Origin of the sequence: Streptomyces solicavernae (genome assembly GCF_029968095.1) — a bacterium.
In the GTDB taxonomy this organism is placed as follows: domain Bacteria; phylum Actinomycetota; class Actinomycetes; order Streptomycetales; family Streptomycetaceae; genus Streptomyces; species Streptomyces solicavernae.
This window is the reverse complement of the sequence record NZ_JASCIR010000016.1, coordinates 14,260-34,729: the sequence shown is the minus strand read 5'-3', so window position 1 is coordinate 34,729 and position 20,470 is coordinate 14,260. Positions and strand designations below refer to the sequence as shown.

Sequence of the window (20,470 nt, the reverse complement as noted above, 5' to 3'; positions counted from 1 at the left end):
AGAGGGCATGGCACTCTTAGACCTGCGCAATCAACAGGACGTAATCGGGTTCGGCGAGGAGCAAATACCGTGCAGCGCTGGCGAGGCTTGGAGGAGATCCCCGAGGACTGGGGGCGCAGCGTCGTCACCATCGGCTCCTACGACGGGGTGCACCGCGGGCACCAGCTGATCATCGGGCGTGCCGTGGAGCGGGCCCGGGAGCTGGGCGTCCCGGCCGTCGTCGTCACCTTCGACCCGCACCCCAGCGAGGTCGTGCGGCCCGGCAGCCACCCGCCGCTGCTCGCCCCGCACCACCGGCGGGCCGAGCTGATGGCCGAGCTCGGCGTGGACGCGCTGCTCATCCTGCCGTTCACCGCCGAGTTCTCCCGGCTCGCGCCCGCCGACTTCGTGGTGAAGGTCCTCGTCGACAAGCTGCACGCGCGCGTGGTCGTCGAAGGCCCCAACTTCCGCTTCGGCCACAAGGCCGCGGGCGACGTCGCGCTCCTCGCCGAGCTCGGCTCCCCGTACGACTACGAGGTCGAGCTCGTCGACCTGTTCGTCAGCGGCGAGGCGGGCGGCGGCGCGGCGTTCTCCTCCACGCTGACGCGTCGGCTCGTCGCCGAGGGCGATGTCGCCGGGGCCGCCGAGATCCTCGGGCGGCCGCACCGCGTCGAGGGTGTCGTCGTGCGCGGCGCGCAGCGCGGCCGCGAGCTCGGCTTCCCCACCGCGAACGTGGAGACCCTGCCGCACACCGCGATCCCCGCCGACGGGGTGTACGCGGGCTGGCTGCACGCCGATGGCGAGCAGATGCCCGCCGCGATCTCCGTCGGCACCAACCCGCAGTTCGACGGCACCACGCGCACCGTCGAGGCGTACGCGATCGACCGCGTCGGACTCGACCTGTACGGGCAGCACGTCGCCGTGGACTTCCTGGCGTTCGTGCGCGGCCAGCAGACCTTCGACTCCGTCGACGGGCTGCTCGTCGCCATCGCCGACGACGTGAAGCGCTGCCGGGAGCTTCTCGAACGCTCCTGACGAACGCCCCACCGAACGCAACACCGAACGCACAACCGAACGCCCCACCGAACACCGCCACCGAACGCCCCACCGAACAGCGCCACCCGTAATTCCCGAACTGCCGTTTCCCCGTACGGGAATTGAGGCATCCTAAGCGCACAGCAGGGGGCCGAGGGGGGAGCTGTGGCGCAGGATGCGTGGGCGGGGATGTCGCAGCGGGACGGACAGCTCGCCCGGTGGGTGCAGGACCAGCTCGCCGTCCCCGAGTGGGGCGGCGCCGAAGCGGAGGCCCGGCGGCCGCTGCTCCTGCTCGGCGGGCGCGGCACGGGCAAGAGCAGCCTCCTCGCCCACCTGAAGTGGCTCGGCCAGCACACCCACACCGCGCACCTGGACCTGGCGCAGTTCGACACCGGCCAGCGGGGCACCGCCGACGTGGTCACCGAACTGGTCTTCCAGCTCGGCGCCGCCACCCCCAGCTTCCCGGAGCTGCGGCTGCCCGCCTCCGCCGCGCTCGCCCTCGCGCTCGCCGTCGAGACCGACCCGGCCAACCGGGTCCGGGCCGTGCGGCAGATCCGGGCGGCGCTGGACGCGGGGCGGGCCGAGGAGGAGTCCGGCGCGCTGCTGATGGCGCTGGTCGAGTCGGCCGCGACGATCGCCGGGCTGCCCGCCCTGGCCATGGCGGTGCTGCCGATGCTTCGGGGCGGCCGCACCGCGTGGGCCCGGGCCCGGCACCAGCGCAGGCTCCGGCAGGTCGAGCACCGCCTCGGCCGGGGCGAAGCGGCGTCCCCCGAGGAGTTCCTGGTCAGCCTCAACCACGGCTTCCGGCACGGCACAGCGGCGAACCGTGCGGAGGCCGAGGAGGTTCTGCTCCGGGCGTTCCTCGCCGACCTGCACCGCACGTACGCCGACGCGGACGGCGGGCACCGGCCCCTCGGCTGCCTCGTCCTCCTCGACGACATCGACAACGACCTCGGCGACGCCTTCCTCGAAGCGGTCGACGCCGCCCGGCAGGCCCGGGGCGAGCCCGACCCGCTGGTGATCGTCGCCACCGCCCGCTCCCGCCCGCCGTTCCTGGAGAACCGCGAGCCCGGCCTCGTGCCGCACGGCGCCTACCTGGCGTGCTGGCGCGCCGCCGACGGCGAGGAAGGCCCCGCCTTCGTGCCCCGGCGGATCGGCGGCCGCGTCGACGTGGCGCAGCTGCGGCCCCTCGACCGGGACGAGGTCACCGACTTCGCCCAGCGCGTCGTGGCCAACCTGCCGCGCCCCGCGGTGCGTGGCATCTCCCGGCCCGCCGCGTGGCTCGGGCGCATCCTGTACGAGCTGACGGGCGGTCAACCCCTGGCCACGGCCGCCGCGTTGACCTCGCTGGCGACGACGTTCGAGACCGACGTCCCCGTCGGCGAGCGGCTGCGGCACGTGTTCACCTCCGGCGGCCGGCACACCATCGCCGGGCAGGTCCTGCCGCGCCTCCTCGGCGATCCCACGCCCGCGGACCGGCTCGCCCTGCGCTGCGCCGCCGCCCCCGTGGAACCCGGCCGGGCCGTCGCCGCCGAGGGCCTGTGGCGCGGCTCCGGCCACCTGCGCGAACGGGTCGCCGAGGCCGCAAGGGACGACCTGCGCACCGAGGCCGTCCGGGTCGACGACGAGCCGTTGGCGGTCCTGCCGCGCGTCGTCCGCCGCCTCCTGCTGCACGAACTCGCCCAGGAGGAGGGCGGGGGCTCCACCCGCACCTGGGCCTGGACGTACGAGACGCTGCGCCTGGCCGCCGCCGTGACCGAGAGCGGCACCGGCGACTTCCGGGAGGCCGCGTACTGCCGCCTCGCCGAGGGCGACGTGGTGGCCGCGACGGGCCTGCTGCACGGCGCGTTCCAGGAGGTCAGGTCCGGCGCCCTGGACGCCGAGACCTGGTGCCGTGCCCTGTCCTGGGTCCAGCGCGCCCCGCGCCGCCGCCTGTACGACCTGGCCGACCCGGGCCAGGAGTACGAGCGCCGCTGCGCCGAGGCCGAGCCCGAACTGTCCGAGGAGCAGCGTCCCGTCGCCCGGCTGCTGATCGCCGGCCAGCTCACCCTGCACCCGAGGACCGACCCGTACGCCGATCTGTGGTCGGACCCGCTGGGCGACCCGACGGCCGAGCTGCGCGGGGTGATCGTGGAGCAACTGGAGCGGCTGCGGGGGGAGTTGCGGGGCTTCAGGCAGTGGCAGACGCTGGACGACCGGATGCGGCTCTACCGAAAGGAACCGTGGTGACGGACCCTCAGCACTCTCCGTCGACAGGGCCGTGGCCGGTGCCCGGCCGGCCCCGGACGAAGCGGTGGTACGTCCTGTGGGGCGGGGCGGCCACGCTGCTCGTGGCGGCGGTGGTGTACTTCCTGGCCGCCGACACCTGGGGGACCCGCGCCTACCTCTTCGACCGGTGCGCCGAAGGCGTGTGGGAGCAGGGCCCGGACGACGAATGCGTGGGCGTCACGGACGGGGCGTACTCGTTCGACGATTCCCTGGACGCCGTCACCCGCGCCATCCACGAGGAGAACCAGCGCGTGGAGAAGACCGGCAAGCCCTGGGTGGCCGTCGCCTACGTCCACCCCCTGACGGCAGGCGGCAGCGGCCTGGCCGACAACTCGGCGCGGCAGGAGCTGGAGGGCGCCCGCCTCGCCCAGTACGCCCTCAACCGGCACGAGGTGGGCGGCCACGGCGACGTACCGCAGATCAAGCTGCTGCTCGGCAACCCGGGGGCGCGCGGGCAGCAGCACGAGAAGCTGGTCGGGCAGCTCGCCGAGATGCAGGACGACGAGGAGCACCGGCTGGTCGCCGTGACCGGTTTCGGACCGTCGTACGCCACCACGAAGAAGATCATCGAGGAGCTGCGGAGCCTGGGTCTGCCGCTGGTCGGCGGCACGTCCACGGCCGACAACCTCACCGACGGCGACCAGGTCGGCTTCTTCCGGGTGAGCAACCCCAACCGGAGCGAGGCCGCCGCCGCGGCCCGGCACCTCAAGGACCTGCAGGACAAGAACGACGGCTTCCGCGTGGACGTCATCGAGGACCGCAGCGGCGAAGAGGTCGACACCGGCAACGAGCTGTACAGCACCTCCCTGTACCGGGGTTTCGCGGACGCCGCCGAGAAGCAGGGCCTCAAGCTGGAGAGGCTCGGCCTCGACTACAGCTCGAACGCGCCCGCGACGGCCACCGCCTTCTCGTCCATCGCCGAGCGGGTCTGCCGGGAGAAGCTCGACGCCCTGTACTTCGCGGGACGCGGCAAGGAGCTGCGGCAGTTCATCACCGCCATGAGCGCCTTCGGCCAGCGCTGCCCGGTCACCGTGTTCACCGGGGACGACGCCGTCGGCATGTACGCGGACGGCCAGGAGGGCGACGAGGCGCGGAAACGGTTCACCGACGCCTGGGAGCGCAGCGGGGTCACCGTCCGCTACACCGCGCTCGCCCACCCCGACCTGTGGCGGGACGGCTACCCGGGCGGGAGGGCCGACCCGATGCCCGAGTTCGCCGAGCGCTACGAGAAGCTGACCGGCCGCGGCCGCGGCGACCTCGACGACGGGCAGGCCATCGCCGTGCACGACGCGGTCCTCGTCGCCGGCACGGCCGTCCGGGACGCGTGGCCCGCGAAGACCGAGAGGTACTCCGGGGCGGTGCGGCAGATGCTGCTGCAGGTCAAGGAGGGCAACGAGGTGGCGGGGCTGAGCGGGCTGATCCGCTTCGACGACGCGGGCAACCCGGACGACAAGGTGCTGCCCATCGTCGAACTCCGGCCGTCCGGGGGCCAGTTCGTGTTCCGGGAGGGCGTGGAACCGTGACGGTTCTCCGGCTCCGGATGTCTCAGGGGGTCGTCGTGGCTCAGGGTGCCGTCGTGGCTCCGGGGGCCGTCATGGCTCAGGGTGCCGTCGTGGCCGCCCTCGCCCAGTGGCACGCCGCCTGCGTCGTGCGCTCGGCCGACAGGACCGGCAGGTCCTCCGTACGGCAGGAGCCCGCGACGCCCGCGCGCTCCGCCGCGCCCGAGGCGAGCACCTGGCAGCGCGCGTGGAAGCGGCAGCCGCCGGGGATGCGGGTCGGGTCCGGCGGCTCACCGGTCAGCACGACCGGCTCGCCGGAAGCCTCCGGCAGCACGGACAACAGGGCCTGGGTGTACGGGTGCCGGGGGTGGGTCAGCACCTCCTCGACCGTGCCCGTCTCCACCACCCGGCCCAGGTACATCACCGCGACCCGGTCGGCGATGTTCCACGCGAGCCCCAGGTCGTGCGTGACGACGAGCGCCGACAGGCCGAGGTCCCGGCGCAGCGAGAGCAGCAGCGCCAGGATCTCGCCGCGCACGGAGGCGTCCAGGGACGCCACCGGCTCGTCCGCGACGATCAGTTCGGGGTCCAGGACGAGCGCCCCGGCGATGACGACGCGCTGACGCTGGCCGCCGGAGAGCTCGTGCGGGTAGCGCTGGAAGAACCGCTCCGGCGGGCGCAGGCCGGCCCGTGACAGGGCCTCGGCGACCTTCGCGCGCTCGTCGCCCGCGTACCGGTGCACGCGCAGGCCCTCCGCGACCGCCTCGTACACGGTGTGCCGGGGGTTGAGGGAGCCTCTGGGGTCCTGCAGGACCAGCTGGACGCGGTTGCGGTACGTCTTCAGGGAGCGGGTGTCGTACGTCAACGGGGCGCCGTCGAACGTGACGTGACCTGCGGTCGGCTTCTCCAGGCCCAGGAGGGCGCGGGCCAGGGTCGTCTTGCCGCAGCCGGATTCGCCTACGAGGGCTACGATTTCGCCCTTGCCGAGGGTGAGGTTGACGCCGTCCACGGCTCGGGCGCTGCCGCTGCCGCGCCTTCCGGAGAAGGTGACGTGCAGGTCGGCTGCGTGGAGCAAGGGTGACTCGGTCATCGTCCGTCCTTCCGTTGCCAGGTGGTGCCCACAGCCGTCACACGTGCACGCATGCCGCCCTCCGCTCCTCCTCGCCCCGCAACGCCTGGTCCTCCACCGCGCAGCGGTCCAGCGCCACCGGGCATCGCGGATGGAACGTGCAGCCCGGCGGCAGGTCCGAGGGGTCCGGGGGGTCGCCGGCCAGGCCCCGGGGGGCGTGGCGGGAGGCCGGGTCGCCGATGCGGGGGAACGCCGCCGAGAGGGCCTTGGCGTACGGGTGCAGGGCCGACTCGTAGACCTGCGCGGCCGGGCCCTGCTCCACGACGCGGCCCGCGTACATCACCGCGAGCCGGTCGCAGGTGTCGGCGAGGACCGCCAGGTCGTGGCTGATCATGATCAGGCCGACGTTCTGCTCGGCCACCAACTGCTCGATCAGGCGCAGGATCTGGGCCTGGATCATCACGTCCAGGGCCGTCGTGGGCTCGTCGGCGACGATCAGCTTCGGGTCGCAGGCCAGGGCCATCGCGATCATCACGCGCTGGCGCTGCCCGCCGGAGAGCTCGTGCGGGTACGAGTCCGCGCGGGACGCGGGCAGGCCCACGTGCTCCAGGAGTACGGCGACCTTCTTCCGTACGCCCGAAGGGGGCGCCGTGCGGTGGATCAGCATGGGCTCGGCGATCTGGTCGCCGATGCGGCGCACCGCGTTCAGGGAGTGCATCGCGCCCTGGAACACGATGGAGGCGCCCGCCCAGCGCACCGCCCGAAGCCGCCCCCACTTCATGGTGAGGACGTCCTCGCCGTCGAGCAGGATCTCCCCGGAGAGCTTCGCCCCGGCGGGCAGCAGCCGCAGCAGGGCCAGGGCGAGCGTCGACTTGCCGCAGCCGGACTCGCCCGCGATGCCGAGCTTCTGGCCGGCCGCCAGGGTGAGGTCGACCCCGCGTACGGCGGCGGCCCCGGTGCCGTACGTGACGTTGAGGTCCTTGATGTCGAGCAGTGGTGCGGTGGTCACCGGGACACCCCCAGCCTCGGGTTGAGCACGGACTCGACGGCGCGGCCGCAGAGCGTGAAGGACAGCGCCACCAGGGCGATGGCGATCCCGGGCGGCACCACGTACCACCACTTCGTCGTCGCACCGGCGTCCCGGGCGTCCTGGAGGAGCCCGCCCCAGGACGTGACCGTCGGGTCGCCGAGGCCGAGGAAGGCGAGAGTGGCCTCGGTGAGGACCGCCGAGGAGATCACCAGGGTGGTCTGGGCGAGGACCAGCGGCATCACGTTCGGCAGCACGTGCCGGGTCATGATGTGGGTATGGCCGCCGCCGAGCGCCTTGGCGCGTTCGATGTACGGGCGGGACTCCACGGCGAGCGTCTGCGCGCGGACCAGACGGGCCGTGGTGGGCCAGGTGGTGACGCCGATCGCGAGGATGATCGTCCAGATCGAGCGGGAAAGGACGCTGGCCAGGGCGATCGCCAGGACGAGGGTCGGCATGACCAGGAACCAGTCGGTGACCCGCATGATGACCGTCGCGTACCAGCCCTTGTAGTGCCCGGCCGTGATGCCGATCAGGGTGCCGATCGCCACGGACAGCGCCGCCGCGAGGAAGCCGACCGTGAGCGAGAAGCGCGCCCCCCAGATCAGCAGGCCCAGCATGGTGCGGCCGTACTTGTCCGTGCCGAGCGGAAACTCCCCGCCGGGCGCCTCCAGCGGCCGTCCCGGCGCCTTCGTGACGCTCTGCACGTCCGCGCCGACCAGCAGCGGGGCCAGGAGGGCGAGCAGGACGAAGAGGGCGAGCGAGGCCAGGCCGAACAGGCCCGCGCGGTGTGTGCGGTACTGCCGCCAGAAGCGCGCCACGGACTGCCGTCTGCGGTCCCGGGCGAGGGCGCGGGTGCTCTTCGGGGACGTGGTCTTCGCAGGCGTATCGGTCGTAGGCGTATCGGTCGTGGTCATCGGCCCACCCGGGGATCGAGCAGCGGATAGATCAGGTCGGCCAGGGTGTTCATCAGGATCACACCGGCCGCGAACACGAAGAACAGGCCCTGGAGCAGGGGGAGATCGGGGATCGACAAGGCGTCGTAGAAGAGTCCGCCGAGGCCCGGCCAGGAGAACACCGTCTCGACCAGGATCTGCCCCGCCACCACATGCCCGAGGTTCACGAACAGCAGCGTCACCGTGGGAAGCAGCGCGTTGGGCACGGCGTGGCGGCGGCGTACGAGGGTGTCGCGCAGGCCCTTCGCGCGGGCCGTCGTCAGATAGTCGCCGCCCATCTCGTCGAGCAGCGAGGAGCGCATCACGAGCAGCGTCTGCGCGTACCCGACCGCTACCAGCGTGACCACCGGCAGGACCATGTGGTGCGCCACGTCCAGGGCGTGCGCGAGGCCCGTGGAGCCGTCGCCTGACTCCATCAGGCCGGTCGGGAACAGGCCCGGGACGAATCCGGCGCCGACCGCGAACACATTGATCAGCATCAGGCCCAGCCAGAACGACGGCACCGAGTAGAGGGTCAGCGACAGGCCCGTGTTGAAGCGGTCGCCGAGCCCGCCGCTGCGCCACGCCGAGCGGGTGCCCAGCCAGACCCCGATCAGCGAGTACAGGACGAACGCCGTGCCGGTCAGCAGCAGCGTCGCAGGCAGCCGGTTCCAGATCAACTCGCCCACGGGATCGTGGAGTTGGTACGAGTTGCCGAAATCGCCCTGCAGCGCCTGACCGCAGTACAGCGTGAACTGCTCCCACAGCGGCTTGTCGATGCCGAACTGGCGGCGCAGCGCCTGCAGCTGCTCCTCGGAGACGGCCCGGCCGTGCGTGATGGTGCGGACCGGGTCGCCCGGGATGATCCGGAACAGGAAGAAGCTCGTCACGAGCACGGCGAACAGCGACACCGCCGCGCCGAGCAGCTTGCCCGCCCCGTATCTCAGATAGGCGACGGTGTCACGGGCGCGCGGCCCGCGGCCCGACGGCCCGGCCGGAGCCGGGCCGTCGGGGTCCGCGAGCGCGGTGGTACCGGTGGAGGCATCGGTCATGGAACGGATCCGCCTATTCGCGCTCTGTTGTCCGCGTTCCTCTATCGCGTTCCTCTTGTTATCGCATTCCTCTTGTCGCGATCTTCCGCTATTCGCGTTCTTCCGCGGTGGCGCGGCGGCGCAGCGCCACGAACGCCCCGGCGCCGATGACGACGACGGCAGCGGCGGCGATGCCGATCACCACGCCCGCCGACGTCCCGCCGTCCGAGCCCGCCCCGTCGTCCGCCGGCACCGCCGACCACCAGCTCCAGTACCCGTCCTGGCCGTAGATGTTGCCCGCGTCCGAGGGCATCGTCGTGATCGACTTGATCTGGTCCGTGCGGTACGCCTCGACGGCGTTCGGGTACGCGATGATGTTCATGTAGCCGGTGTCGTACAGCCGCGACTGCATCTGCTTGACGAGGTCCTGGCGCTTGGCCGGGTCGTACTCGGCCTGCTGCTTCTTGTACAGCTCGTCGTACTTCTCGTCACAGATGAAGTTGTCCGTCGGGGACGTGGCGCCCGGCTTGGACGGCAGCGCGTCGCAGATGTGCAGCGACAGGACGAAGTCCGGGTCGGGGTTGACGGACCAGCCGTCGAAGGCCAGGTCGTACTCGCCCGCGTACCAGGGGTCGGTCACGTTGTCGAGGCACTGCACCTCAAGGCCGATGCCGAGCTCGCCCCACCACTCCTTGAGGTAATTGCCGATCGACTTGTCGATCGGGTCGGTGGCGTGGCACAGAATGCGGAAGTCGAGCGGCTTTCCGTCCTTGCCGACGCGCTTTCCGTCGCCGTTCTTCTTGTAGCCCGCCTCGTCCAGGAGTCTGGCTGCCTTCTTCGGGTCGTGCGCGAGTTCCTGGTCCGGGGACGGTTTCCAGAAGTAGTCCGAGAAACGCGGCGGGATATATCCCTCGCCCTTGACCGCGTGGCCCCGGAACACCTTGTCGATGATCGTCTCGCGGTCCACGGCCAGGAAAAGGGCCTGCCGCACCTTCCGGTCGAGCAGTGCCGGATGGCCGTCGCCGAACTTCTCGCCGTCCTTGGTCTGCGCACCCGGATTCGTGGCGAGCGCGAAGAAGCGGCGGCCCGGCGCGTCATTGACCTTCACGTTCGGGACGTTCTTCAACTCCGCGGCCTGCGCCGGGGTGAGCGAGGGCTGACCTGCGACGAAGGACACCTCGCCCTTCTTCAGGGCCGCCACCGCCGCGTCCTGGTCCTTGTACGTCTTGAAGACCAGCTCGTCGAACTTCGGGGCGCCGCGCCAGAAGTCCTTGTTGGGCTCCAGCTTGACGTACTTGTCCTTCTCGTAATCGGTGAGGATGAACGGGCCGTTGCCGACGATCGGGAACTTGTCGTCGTTGTTGAACTTCCCGAAGTCCTCGACCTTCTCCCACACGTGCTTCGGCACGATCGGCACGTCGAGGGCGGTCATCGTGGCCTGCGGCTTCTTCAGCTCGATGACCAGTTTCTCCGGCGAAGGAGCCGTCACCTTCTTGAAGTTGGTGACATAGCTGGCATTGACCGTGGCGGCGCCCTCGTCCGTCATGATCTTGTTGAACGTCCACGCCGCGTCCTCGGCCGTGGCCTGCTTCCCGTCGGACCACTTCGAGTCCTTGCGGATGGTGTACGTCCAGGTCAGCTTGTCGGCGGACGGCTCCCACTTGGTGGCGAGCCCCGGGACCGTGTGGCTGTCCTTCGGGTCGTAGTTCGTCAGATACTCGTACATCAGCTTGTGGATGCTCGTACTGACCAGACGCTGGGCGAGGAACGGGCTGAGCGAGTCGACGCTCTGCGCCACCGCGACCGTCAGCCTCGTCTTGCCGGTGCTCTCCGCCTGCGCCGAGTCCGGCGCCGGGTTGAGCGGCGAGGCGAGGCCGGCGGTGAGCGTCAGCGCGGCGGCCCCGGAGGCGAGCAGGACGCGGACGCGGCGGCGTGGCCTTCTTCTCGCTGGTACGTCTGGTACGGGCTGAACTCTTGTGTCCATGGGCAGTTGACCTCGCGTAGTTGCTCGCTCAGAAAGGCGGACGTACTGCGGGACGTACTGGATGACAGGCGATGCCATGCGGAACAGCTCAGTTGGATGAGGTGTGTGTCTATCAGCGGTGGTCTAAACATGTCAACGGCGGATGAACCCGGCGTGGCCTGCGGGAACGCCCCTGTTATGACGCCGAGTTGGGCCCGTGACCGACATTGGTACAGCCCTCTGAAGACGTACGCCGAAAGGCCAGGACCGACGGTAGAGTCCGAGGCACGGGTCAGGCCAGCGGAACGGAGAGATCCTGATGTCGACGGAGCAGCAGCAAGAGCAGGCGCAGGCGGCGCTCAAGGCGCGCAAAGAGGCGGAGAAGGACGCGCTGTACGCGCTGGACATCAGCGGCGTCGAATGGCACAGCGCACCCGGCGGGCCCGAGGACGAGAAGGTCGAGATCGCCTATCTCGAAGGCGGCGCCGTCGCCATGCGCAACTCCAAGGAGCCCGAGACGGTGCTGCGTTACACCGAGGCGGAGTGGCGCGCGTTCGTGCTCGGCGCGCGCGACGGGGAGTTCGATCTGAAATAGCGCGAAGGTTCTTCTCGTACGAGCGAAGGGGTTGGCGTCCGGTGACGCCAACCCCTTTCGCTCGTACGGGTGTGGCCACCCGCTTCCTGCTACTGGGTCCAGCCCGGAGGGACCGAACCGCCCTGCTGCTGGCCCGGCTGGCCCGGCTGGCCCGGCTGGCCCGGCTGGCCGCCCTGCTGGGGCTGTTGCTGCTGCGGCTGCTGGGTCCAGCCCTGGCCCTGCGGCGGCTGCTGCTGGCCCTGCTGCTGCCAGCCCTGGCCCTGCTGCGGGGCGCCCTGCTGGGGGTAGCCCTGCTGCGGGGCCTGTGCCTGCTGCTGCGGGTAGCCCTGCTGCATCTGCTGCTGGCCGCCGTAGCCCTGGCTCTGCGCGGTGCGGGCCAGGTCCTCGGTGACCAGGGACGCCAGGTTGAAGTACGCCTCACGGGTCTTCGGGCGCATCATGCCGAGGTCGACCTCGGCGCCGGCCGCCAGGTGCTCGTCGAACGGCACCACCTGGACGGCGCGGCAGCGCGTCTCGAAGTGCGCGACGATGTCCTCCACCTTGATCATCTTGCCGGTCTCGCGGACACCCGAGATCACCGTGATGGAGCGCTGCACCAGGTCCGCGAAGCCGTGCGCCGACAGCCAGTCGAGCGTCGTCGACGCGGAGCTCGCGCCGTCCACCGACGGGGTCGAGATGATGATCAGCTGGTCGGCCAGGTCGAGCACGCCGCGCATCGCGCTGTACAGCAGGCCCGTACCCGAGTCGGTCAGGATGATCGGGTACTGGCGGCCGAGCACGTCCAGCGCCGAGCGGTAGTCCTGGTCGTTGAACGTGGTCGACACGGCCGGGTCCACGTCGTTGGCGATGATCTCCAGGCCGGAGGGCGCCTGCGAGGTGAAGCGGCGGATGTCCATGTAGCTGTTCAGCTGCGGGATCGCCTGCACCAGGTCACGGATGGTCGCACCCGTCTCGCGCCGCACGCGGCGGCCGAGCGTGCCCGCGTCCGGGTTGGCGTCGATCGCGAGGATCTTGTCCTGCCGCTCCGAGGCGAGCGTCGCGCCGAGCGCCATCGTCGTCGTGGTCTTGCCGACGCCGCCCTTGAGCGAGATGACCGCGATCCGGTAGCAGGACATCACCGGCGTACGGATCAGCTCCAACTTCCGCTGCCGCTCGGCCTCTTCCTTCTTCGCGCCCAGCTTGAACCGGGACGGGCCCGCGTTGTTCTTGCGCTGCTTGGGCTGGCTGCGCAGCAGCCGGTCGGACGACAGCTCCACCGCCGCGTTGTACCCGAGCGGGGTGCCGGGCGCGGCCTGCTGCTGCTGCGGCTGCTGCGCCCCGGGACCGGCCTGGCCGGCCTGACCGCCCTGCGACCAGCTCTGGGGGGCCTGTTGCTGGGGCTGTTGCTGGGGCTGGGGCTGTTGGGGCTGCTGGGGTTGTTGCGGTTGGGGCTGTTGCTGGCCGGGCTGCTGGGGCTGCTGGTGCTGCTGCTGGGCCTGCTGTTGGGCCTGCGGGGGCATCTGCTGGCCGGGCTGCTGCTGGCCCTGCTGCGGGTGCTGCTGCATCGGGTGGGCCTGCGGGTGCTGCGGGTTCTGCTGCTGCGGGTGCTGGCCCTGTGCCTGCTGGCCCTGTGCCTGCTGCTGTGGGGCGTGCGGCTGCTGTCCGGCCTGCTGCGGGTAGCCGTAGCCGTACTGCTGCGGGACCTGCTGCTGGGGGTAGCCGTAGCCGGGCTGCTGACCCTGTTGGGCCTGCTGAGCCTGTTGGGCTTGCTGAGCCTGTTGGGCTTGGGCGGCCTGCTGGGCTTGCTGCTGTGCCTGTTGTGCCTGCTGTGCGGCGTAAGCCTGTTGGGCCTGCTGTTGGGCCTGCTGGGCGGCCTGGTCCTGCTGCGGCATGGGCTGGGCGCCGGGGTGCTGCTGGGGCATCGGCTGTGCGGCCTGCGGGTGCTGGCCCTGCGCCGGTTGGGGGTAGCCGTAACCGCCCTGCTGGGCTTGCTGGGCCTGGGCTGCCGCCGCGGCCTGCTGGTCCTGCTGCGGCTGCTGGCCGGGCTGCGGCTGGGCGGCCGCCTGGTCGGGCTGCGCGGGCTGGTAGCCCTGCGGCAGCGGCAGGGGAGGCTGCTGCTGCGGGGCCTGAGCCGCCTGCGGGGCCTCTGGCGCCTGCGGGGCTTCGGCCGACGCGGCGGACTCGGGGGCGGTCGGCTGCTGTTCGGCCTCGCTCTCCCCGGCCTCGTCCGCGGAGCCCTCCTCGGCCTCGGCCTGCTCCGGGGCCTGCTCCGGCTCGTCGGACGGCGCGGGCTCGTCGTCACCGGAGCCGAACAGCGCGGCCGCCTCGGCGTCCGCGGCGGCGTGGTTGAGCTCGGCGGGCTGCTCCGGCTCGTCGTCGGACGTGTCCGGCGCCGGGGAAGCGGCAGGCGTCGCACCGCTGTCCTCGTCGTCCACGGGCCGCAGCACCGGGAAGCCGGGCGAGGCCGGAGCCTCCGAGGTGGGAGCCTCCGAGGCGGGCGCCGGAACGGGCGCCGCCGGAGCGGGAGTCGACGGAGCGGGGGCCGACGGAGCCGCGGGTGCGGGCGCCGCCGGGGCGGGCGCCGGGGGAGCCGGGGACGCGTCCACGGACGGCGCGGGCGAGGCGTCCACCGACGGGGAGTGCGCGGGCTCGTTCCCGGACTGCGGGTAGCCGTACCCACCGGAGGCGTCCTGCGCGGACGGAGCGGACTGTGCGGACGGAGCGGGCTGCGCGGGCTGCGCGGGCTGCGCGGGCTGCGCCTGCGGGTAGCCGTAACCCCCCGACGTGTCCTGGCCGGACGCCGGGGCGGGGGTCTGCGGCTGGGCGGTCTGCGGCGGCGCGGCCTGCGGTGCGGCGGCCTGCGGCGCGGACTGCTGCGGGTAGCCGTACCCGCCGGAGGCGTCCTGCGCGGGCTGGGCCGGCTGCGCGGGCTGGGCGTGCTGCGGGTAGCCGTACCCGCCCGCGGTGTTCTGCTGCGGGTACCCGTATCCCCCGGACGGGTCCTGCTGCGGCGCCGGGTAACCACCCGTCCCCTGCGGTGCGCCTACGCCGTACTGCCCCTGCGGTGCGCCCGCGCCGTACTGGCCCTGCTGCGGCTGCTGTGGCTGCTGCTGTTCCTGGGCCGGAGGCTGAGGTGCCCCGGGCCCGCCGAGCGGCTGGCCGGTGGGAGGCGGCGGCGAGGCCGGTTCGGCGTTGCCGCCGCGCGATCCCTGGTCGTACCAAGCAGGAGGCTCGTAGACGATTTCGAACTCGCCCGTGAGGTCGAGTTCACGGTCTTCCCCGTCAGGGGACTGGCCGCCTCGGTAGTCGGACCGATCCCTGTTCACTGCTTGCCTCCTGGTCAGCCACTGCTGCTGAATGCGTACGTCGCGGTCGGGCGGATGGGGTGGCGCGTCCCACGCGTCTGCGACGCAACCGCATCACCAGAAGAGCCTAATCACTCGCACCGCGGTACGGGAAAGCGCCCTTGTGTGCGCTCCGTCTCCGCCGCCGTTGCGGACGACCGGCTTCCCCGGGGTCCCCGGGCTCTGCTCGCCCCGGATCCGAGGATCGGATCCGGGTGCCCGGAATCACGGAACATCCGGGCGGGTTGGGGGATTCTCGGCCCGTCCGGACGGACTCCGAGCATCCAAGGGCATCGGATCGGCCACCGAAAGACGCAATCCGGCCGGACGTCGAACGCCGGCCGGAGAGACGGGTACGCGAGCCGATCGGCCCCGGTGCGGCTCCGCGACCGGACATCACAATCCGGTTGCGGAGCGGTCCGGGGCGCTCAGTCCATCCGGCGCGCCCCACCGAGCAGACCGTTCTCGGCGTCGGTGGGCTCGGTCATCACGTACTTGCGGTGCTTGCGGGTGCACCACAGCGCGACGTTGTCCGACAGCGTCGGCAGCAGCTGCAGGTGGTCCGCGGGTACGCCGAGGGTCTCGCGTACGACCTCGGTCTCCTGCGGCGAGATGCGCTGGATGCCGACCAGCTGGGCCTGCGCCAGCCAGCGCGGCGCGTGCTCGCCGACGTACGGCAGGACCGTCACGACCGCCTGCCAGGGCAGCGAGGTGACCCGGCCGCGCGGCGGGCGGACACCGCAGTCACGGATCAGCACGACCGGGCTGGAGACCGAAGGTCCCTGCGCGGGCACGCGGCCCACCGGGTAGACGGTCACGCACTGCTGGCCGCCGCCGGCCGCCTGCGCCAGCTGCGTCCACACCTGCGGGCGGCCCGTCTCGACGGCCACGCGCGCGCCCGTCGCCGCCGAGCGGAGCGCGAGCACCTGGGCGAGCCACAGACCGCCGACCACGCACACGTCGAACGGGGTGGGGCGGGCCAGGCCGAGCACGGCGGGCGTGTTCTCGGTGTCCGTGCCGATGATCACGCCGTCGTCGCCGATCGGCATGCTGATCGCGGCGATCTCGTCGGACGTCACCACATGGCGGTTGCGGCGCGGGCCGCGCAGGCCGAACCCCGGGCTGAAGATGCGCCGTTGCTCCGGCTGCTGCGGCGTCTCCGGCTGCTGGAGCAGCGGGATCATGCCGGTGTCGGTCGGCGAGGCGACGTGGGCGGGCCGGCGCTCGGGCCCGCCCTGGCGCTGCTGTCCCTGGTTCATGGTCGGCGTGGGGTAGGACATCAGGACGTACCTCCGAGCGGCAGGGTGGCGAGGGCGCCGGGGACCTGTTCGCGGTCGAGCCGCACGAGGCCGACCTTGGAGGCGCCCGCGGCGCGCTCCAACTCGCGGCGTGCCTGGTCCAGTTCGTTCTCGCCGCGGCCCGTGATGCGTACGTGGCCCGCGATCGCGATGCCGCGGTTGCCGGCTCGGCTCAGGGTGGTGCTGAAGGTGGTCGCCAGCACCGGCAGCGAGGTGAAGCGGGTGACCAGCTGCGGCAGTCCGACGCCGCCCTGGCCGAGCTGCGGCCAGCGGGAGATCCAGTACGTGGTGTGCCAGCGGTCGTCCACCCGCCAGGTGCGGACGGCCTCGACCGTGCGCCGCTGGGTGGGCCGGCCGTCGTTGCTGTGCTGGGAGTTGGCGCGCGGGTTCAGGCAGCTGGAGGTGGCGACCGCGTTCACCAGCTCGTTCTCGTCCAGGATCGTCGCCTCGAAGCCCTGGCCCGCCAGGCGGCTGGCGAGCTGGTCGGCGACGCGCAGCAGGGCGCGCTGGGCGCCGGGCACGCCGCCGCCGCGGGCCTCCACGGCCTCCGGGCACAGCTCGGGGTCGAGCTTGAGCGCGATCCACGTCAGCCGCAGCGCCGGCGAGCCGGACTGGGCCTGCAGCGGGCCGTACGACCGCGCGGCGACCGACTGCTGCGGCAGGTGCGGGGCGGGCGCGGGCTGCGTGTGCTGGACGACCTGGGCGGAGGCCAGCTCGATGCCGTCCACCTCAAGGGAGTCCTGGATCAGCTGCAACGGCAGCTGACGGTTGGCCATTTCGGGCCGCAGCGGCTCGTCGCTCGGCTGCACGAACAGCACGGCCGTCAGGAACGAGCCGTCGCCGATCATGCCGATCGACCGGTCGTCCCGGGACACGAAGCTGTACGTGCGCAGCGCCGCGTCGCACTCGACGGCCGGCGCCAGCATCGGCTCGGTGCCCGGCGGAACCGGCGACTTGGCCTCGCGCTGGCGCTGCTTGAGCGCGCGCGCCGTCTCGTACCACTCCGGCAGCGGACGGTGGTGGCGGCGCAGGATCGCCAGCAGCACCAGGAGCGCGGCGACGGCTCCGGCCGGGGCGAGCAGCCAGCGCTCGACGAGCCCGGCGACCACCATGATCGCGGCGGCCAGCTCGACCAGGACCAGCTGCTGCAGGCGCAGCGGGCCGAGCCCGCCGGGGCGCGGCAGGGTGCGCGGCGCCGCGGATGTCGAGGATGCTGCGGGAACCGGTGCGGGGTTGGGCCTGCCCCTGCCCCCGCCCCTCGGCTGCTGCTGTGCGCGGCGTCCGCGCCGAGTGCTCGTAGCGCTGGTCATCCCCCGGGACATCCCTTTCGCAATGTGGCATCAATTCGCTTGGTGGCGCACGGCTGTGCGGGTCGACCGTGGGTCGACTGCCCGTCGTCGCTCGCCGTCGCCCGACGACTGACTCGTCGTCCGTGCGTCGCCGTCGCGGCCGCCGTGCGCTGCGGTGCCCTGTGTTCGTGTGGGAGGTCACGCTACCCGCTGACACGGCCCCGGCGACACGGGGGCCGGGACAGGGAAGTGCGGCGGCTCTGTGAACTTCCGGTACAGAGCGGACGCGCAGACCGAACCTGGTGGACCGGGGCCCCACGGCGCAGTGCATAGTAGGTGCCCTGTTGTGCTCAACCGGCCCTTGAATGCGCGCTGATGCTGCCGGGGACCGGTCGGGGGGCAACGACTGAGCATGGCAAAACGGGAGAAACGGGAGAGCTGGGACACATGGCAAAGCGTCGGGATGAGCTCGCCGCCTACACATTCGCGCGTAAGCGCACGGTCGCGGCTTTCCTGGCACCGGAGCCCGGGGGGTCTGAGGAAGGTGCGCCGCGTCCGGTTCGCACCGTGATGCCCAGTCTGGCCGTCGGTGTCATCCTCGTCATCGGCTTCATCGCGTGGGGCGTGATCAAGCCCGCGGCACCCAAGGGCTGGGACAAGCCGGGCGAACACGTCATCGTGGACAGCGATTCGACCACGCGGTACGTCATCCTCAAGGAGGGCGGCGAGAAGGTCCTGCACCCGGTCCTCAACTACGCCTCCGCGAAGCTCCTGCTCGAAAAGGGCAAGGGCACGGTCATCGAGGTGCCGGCCAAGGAGATCGACAAGAGCAAGATCCGGCACGGTCCGACCATCGGCATCCCGTACGCCCCGGACCGCCTGCCCTCCGAGGAGGACGCCGCGGAGCCCAAGACCTGGGCGGTCTGCGAGCGTCCCGCCAAGGGCGGCGCGACCCCCGACCGCGCGGTGTTCGTCCTCGACAAGGAGGACGCCAAGGCCGTCAGCGGCAAGGGCAAGGTCGACTCCGGCGAGGTCCTGTACGTCGAGGAGCCGAAGACCAAGCTCCGCTTCCTGGTGGACGGCGAGGGCCGGGTGTTCCGCCTCGGCACCAACGCCGTCAACGCGGATCCGACGCTGCGCAACACCCTGCTCGCCGCGACCATCGGCAGCAAGAACAAGCCGCAGCCGGTCAGCCCGGAGTGGCTCAAGACGCTTGACGACAGCGGCACCATCTCCTTCCCGGAGATCCCCGACGTGGGCTCGGCCACCTCGGTCCAGGGTCTGCCGCAGAACGCCGGCACCATCGGCCAGGTCCTCAAGGCCGTGGACGCGCAGGGCGAGAACTTCTACGTCGTCCTCGGCGACCGCGTCGCCTCGATCAGCGAGTTCGAGGCCTCGCTGATCACGAACTCCCCGTCGGCACAGGGCTCCATGGCCGAGGCGATCTCCGTGACGAACCAGGACGTCAGCACCGCCAACGGCGGCGCGGCGCAGCCGCTGGAGGGCCACGAGGACTGGCCCCAGAAGACGCCGAAGCAGGCCAACGCCGTGGACCCCACCACGGGCGCGGACAACAACACCTCCTGCAGCCTGTTCGACGGCAGCTTCGACAAGGAGGCCAAGAAGCCCAACCTCGGCGCCTGGGCGGGCAAGGCGTACCCGAGGAAGGTCATGACCGACTCCCTGAACGCGTACGTCTCCTCCGGCTCCGGCCTGCTCTTCCGGGAGATCAAGGTGAGCGCCGCCGGTGGCGGCGGCACGTACCTCCTCACGGACACCGGTCTGCGCTACTCCCTGCCTGTCGGCAACGACAACGCCTCGGACAAGACCGGCGACAAGGGCAACGGCGCCAAGAAGGGCGAGCAGCCCTCCGAGACCGACAAGGCGCGCACCCGCCTCGGCTACGAAAAGGTCAAGGACGAGGTGTTCGTCCCGGAGAACTGGGCCCAGTTCATCCCGAAGGGTCCGATGCTGGACACCGGGAGCGCGGAGCAGGCCCAGAGCCAGTGACGTCCGGACGACGGCGCCGGTCCCGCGAGGGCCGGCGCCGTCGGCGGTTCGTGGCCGGTTCGCGGCTGGTCCGTCGGGAAGGCTTTTGCCGGGGTGGCTTCGCAGGGAAGGCTTTCGCCGGGGCGGCCTCGCCGGGGCGGCCTCGCCGGGAAGGCTCAAAGTGGCTTCTCCTGCCCGGAGTTGGCCGCTCCCAATCACAGGCACGTCGCTGGACTGTGTGAAGTCTGTAACTGATCGCTGCTGCCGCTGGATGTGTCAGTGGCGGGCGATAGAGTGCGTACAGCGCTCATTGATGTGTAGGCAGAAGTGACGCCTCAAACCCGAGAAGCGGTACTGGCTTCTCGGTCCACAACGACATGGGGGAAGGTTCACCATGGCCGGCCAGTTTCGGGTAACAGAAGATCAGCTCGCCAAGCTCTCCGGAGACATCAACACGGCGAACGGCCAGATCCAGGGCGAGATCCGCCGCCTCAACGGCGTGATCGAGCAGATCGCGGGCGGCTGGCAGGGCCAGGCGGCCAAGTCGTACCACTCGCTGCAGGAGCGGTGGAACCAGGACGCGAAGCGCATGAGCGACATCCTGCAGGACATCAAGGAAGCCGTGGACTCCACGCGGAGCAACTACACCGCGTCGGAAGAGCAGCAGAACTCCGAGATCAGCAAGATCATGTCGGACTTCGGCTGATCGACGCTCGATCGAGCGGTCATCGCCCGGAGGAGCTGACGCGCACCGCGCGCACCACGCCCACGCCGACTGCTCAACGCCCCACCAAACTTCCGCAATCTCCCTGAAAGGGAACGACGATGTCCATTCTCGTCAATTACGCAACGATCACCAACGCTGCGACCGACGTGCGCACCACCGCCGGCCGCATCAAGCAGCAGCTCGACGACATCGAGGCCGCGGTCAAGAACGTCGCGCAGACCTGGGAAGGTGAAGCGCAGGAGGGTTACCAGCGCAAGCAGCGCGAGTGGGACCAGACCGCGCAGAGCCTGCACCAGACGCTGATGAAGATCGCGTCGGCGCTGCAGAACTCGGCCGAGAACTACCAGGCCACTGAGAAGCAGAACGCCAACACCTGGGGCTGATCCTCAGCCCGATGTGGGCCTGAGTCGGTGTGACCCGAGGCGTTGAGGGAGGCCCGGTCG

General features: G+C 71.4%; 15 protein-coding genes. 7 read left to right on the top strand and 8 right to left on the bottom strand.

What is annotated here, in order from left to right:
• Positions 1-69: 69 nt before the first annotated feature.
• The 3 genes from QIS99_RS19270 (at position 70) to QIS99_RS19260 (ending at position 4,805) form a co-directional block, all read left to right on the top strand.
• Positions 70-1,014, top strand: coding sequence for a bifunctional riboflavin kinase/FAD synthetase (locus QIS99_RS19270; RefSeq protein WP_282514788.1), 945 nt, complete (start codon positions 70-72; stop codon positions 1,012-1,014).
• A 165-nt stretch (positions 1,015-1,179) separates the two neighbouring features.
• Positions 1,180-3,243 (top strand): hypothetical protein, encoded by a 2,064-nt coding sequence (locus tag QIS99_RS19265; RefSeq protein WP_282514787.1) that lies wholly within the window; start codon positions 1,180-1,182, stop codon positions 3,241-3,243.
• The gene (locus QIS99_RS19260; RefSeq protein WP_282514786.1) at positions 3,240-4,805 is read left to right on the top strand and encodes an ABC transporter substrate-binding protein; all 1,566 of its coding nucleotides are present in this window, start codon (positions 3,240-3,242) and stop codon (positions 4,803-4,805) included. The genes QIS99_RS19265 and QIS99_RS19260 overlap by 4 nt, the downstream gene beginning before the upstream one ends.
• 76 nt (positions 4,806-4,881) lie before the next feature.
• Here QIS99_RS19260 and QIS99_RS19255 read toward each other — a convergent pair whose 3' ends face one another.
• From QIS99_RS19255 to QIS99_RS19235, 5 genes are all read right to left on the bottom strand, one after another.
• Complete coding sequence (locus tag QIS99_RS19255) at positions 4,882-5,871, bottom strand: ABC transporter ATP-binding protein (protein WP_282514785.1); 990 nt, start codon at positions 5,869-5,871, stop codon at positions 4,882-4,884.
• A 37-nt stretch (positions 5,872-5,908) separates the two neighbouring features.
• On the bottom strand, positions 5,909-6,859 hold the full coding sequence (locus tag QIS99_RS19250; protein ID WP_282514784.1) for an ABC transporter ATP-binding protein: 951 nt from the start codon (positions 6,857-6,859) through the stop codon (positions 5,909-5,911).
• Positions 6,856-7,794 carry an ABC transporter permease gene (locus QIS99_RS19245; RefSeq protein ID WP_282514783.1) on the bottom strand — a complete coding sequence of 313 codons (939 nt, stop codon included), beginning with the start codon at positions 7,792-7,794 and terminating at the stop codon, positions 6,856-6,858. The genes QIS99_RS19250 and QIS99_RS19245 overlap by 4 nt, the downstream gene beginning before the upstream one ends.
• On the bottom strand, positions 7,791-8,864 hold the full coding sequence (locus tag QIS99_RS19240) for an ABC transporter permease (RefSeq protein WP_282514782.1): 1,074 nt from the start codon (positions 8,862-8,864) through the stop codon (positions 7,791-7,793). The genes QIS99_RS19245 and QIS99_RS19240 overlap by 4 nt, the downstream gene beginning before the upstream one ends.
• An 88-nt stretch (positions 8,865-8,952) precedes the next feature.
• A complete protein-coding gene (locus QIS99_RS19235; protein WP_282514781.1) occupies positions 8,953-10,827 on the bottom strand; it encodes an ABC transporter substrate-binding protein in 1,875 nt (624 codons plus the stop codon).
• A 298-nt stretch (positions 10,828-11,125) separates the two neighbouring features.
• Here QIS99_RS19235 and QIS99_RS19230 point away from each other — a divergent pair, with 298 nt between their 5' ends.
• Positions 11,126-11,401, top strand: a complete 276-nt coding sequence (locus QIS99_RS19230) for a DUF397 domain-containing protein (RefSeq protein ID WP_282514780.1) — start codon at positions 11,126-11,128, stop codon at positions 11,399-11,401.
• A gap of 89 nt (positions 11,402-11,490) precedes the next feature.
• Here QIS99_RS19230 and QIS99_RS19225 read toward each other — a convergent pair whose 3' ends face one another.
• From QIS99_RS19225 to eccE, 3 genes are all read right to left on the bottom strand, one after another.
• Positions 11,491-14,706, bottom strand: coding sequence for an SCO5717 family growth-regulating ATPase (locus QIS99_RS19225; RefSeq protein WP_282514779.1), 3,216 nt, complete (start codon positions 14,704-14,706; stop codon positions 11,491-11,493).
• Between the two features lie 446 nt (positions 14,707-15,152).
• Positions 15,153-16,004 carry a hypothetical protein gene (locus QIS99_RS19220; protein WP_282514778.1) on the bottom strand — a complete coding sequence of 284 codons (852 nt, stop codon included), beginning with the start codon at positions 16,002-16,004 and terminating at the stop codon, positions 15,153-15,155.
• On the bottom strand, positions 16,004-17,332 hold the full coding sequence (eccE, locus tag QIS99_RS19215; RefSeq protein ID WP_282514777.1) for a type VII secretion protein EccE: 1,329 nt from the start codon (positions 17,330-17,332) through the stop codon (positions 16,004-16,006). Before eccE ends, QIS99_RS19220 begins: the two co-directional genes overlap by 1 nt.
• 426 nt (positions 17,333-17,758) lie before the next feature.
• On the opposite strand from eccE, the gene eccB reads away from it, so the two are divergent.
• From eccB to QIS99_RS19200, 3 genes are all read left to right on the top strand, one after another.
• Positions 17,759-19,321, top strand: coding sequence for a type VII secretion protein EccB (gene eccB, locus QIS99_RS19210; protein ID WP_282514776.1), 1,563 nt, complete (start codon positions 17,759-17,761; stop codon positions 19,319-19,321).
• Between the two features lie 373 nt (positions 19,322-19,694).
• The gene (locus tag QIS99_RS19205) at positions 19,695-20,006 is read left to right on the top strand and encodes a WXG100 family type VII secretion target (RefSeq protein ID WP_282514775.1); all 312 of its coding nucleotides are present in this window, start codon (positions 19,695-19,697) and stop codon (positions 20,004-20,006) included.
• Between the two features lie 119 nt (positions 20,007-20,125).
• Positions 20,126-20,410 carry a WXG100 family type VII secretion target gene (locus tag QIS99_RS19200; RefSeq protein WP_282514774.1) on the top strand — a complete coding sequence of 95 codons (285 nt, stop codon included), beginning with the start codon at positions 20,126-20,128 and terminating at the stop codon, positions 20,408-20,410.
• Positions 20,411-20,470: the final 60 nt, after the last annotated feature.

What these genes read in the sequence shown, in the direction of transcription:
- QIS99_RS19220 (WP_282514778.1), bottom strand. Translation starts at nt 16,004, where the DNA reads ATGTCCTACCCCACGCCGACCATGAACCAGGGACAGCAGCGCCAGGGC.
- QIS99_RS19205 (WP_282514775.1), top strand. Translation starts at nt 19,695, where the DNA reads ATGGCCGGCCAGTTTCGGGTAACAGAAGATCAGCTCGCCAAGCTCTCC.
- QIS99_RS19255 (WP_282514785.1), bottom strand. Translation starts at nt 5,871, where the DNA reads ATGACCGAGTCACCCTTGCTCCACGCAGCCGACCTGCACGTCACCTTC.
- QIS99_RS19240 (WP_282514782.1), bottom strand. Translation starts at nt 8,864, where the DNA reads ATGACCGATGCCTCCACCGGTACCACCGCGCTCGCGGACCCCGACGGC.
- QIS99_RS19235 (WP_282514781.1), bottom strand. Translation starts at nt 10,827, where the DNA reads ATGGACACAAGAGTTCAGCCCGTACCAGACGTACCAGCGAGAAGAAGG.
- QIS99_RS19245 (WP_282514783.1), bottom strand. Translation starts at nt 7,794, where the DNA reads ATGACCACGACCGATACGCCTACGACCGATACGCCTGCGAAGACCACG.
- QIS99_RS19230 (WP_282514780.1), top strand. Translation starts at nt 11,126, where the DNA reads ATGTCGACGGAGCAGCAGCAAGAGCAGGCGCAGGCGGCGCTCAAGGCG.
- eccE (WP_282514777.1), bottom strand. Translation starts at nt 17,332, where the DNA reads ATGACCAGCGCTACGAGCACTCGGCGCGGACGCCGCGCACAGCAGCAG.
- QIS99_RS19200 (WP_282514774.1), top strand. Translation starts at nt 20,126, where the DNA reads ATGTCCATTCTCGTCAATTACGCAACGATCACCAACGCTGCGACCGAC.
- eccB (WP_282514776.1), top strand. Translation starts at nt 17,759, where the DNA reads ATGGCAAAGCGTCGGGATGAGCTCGCCGCCTACACATTCGCGCGTAAG.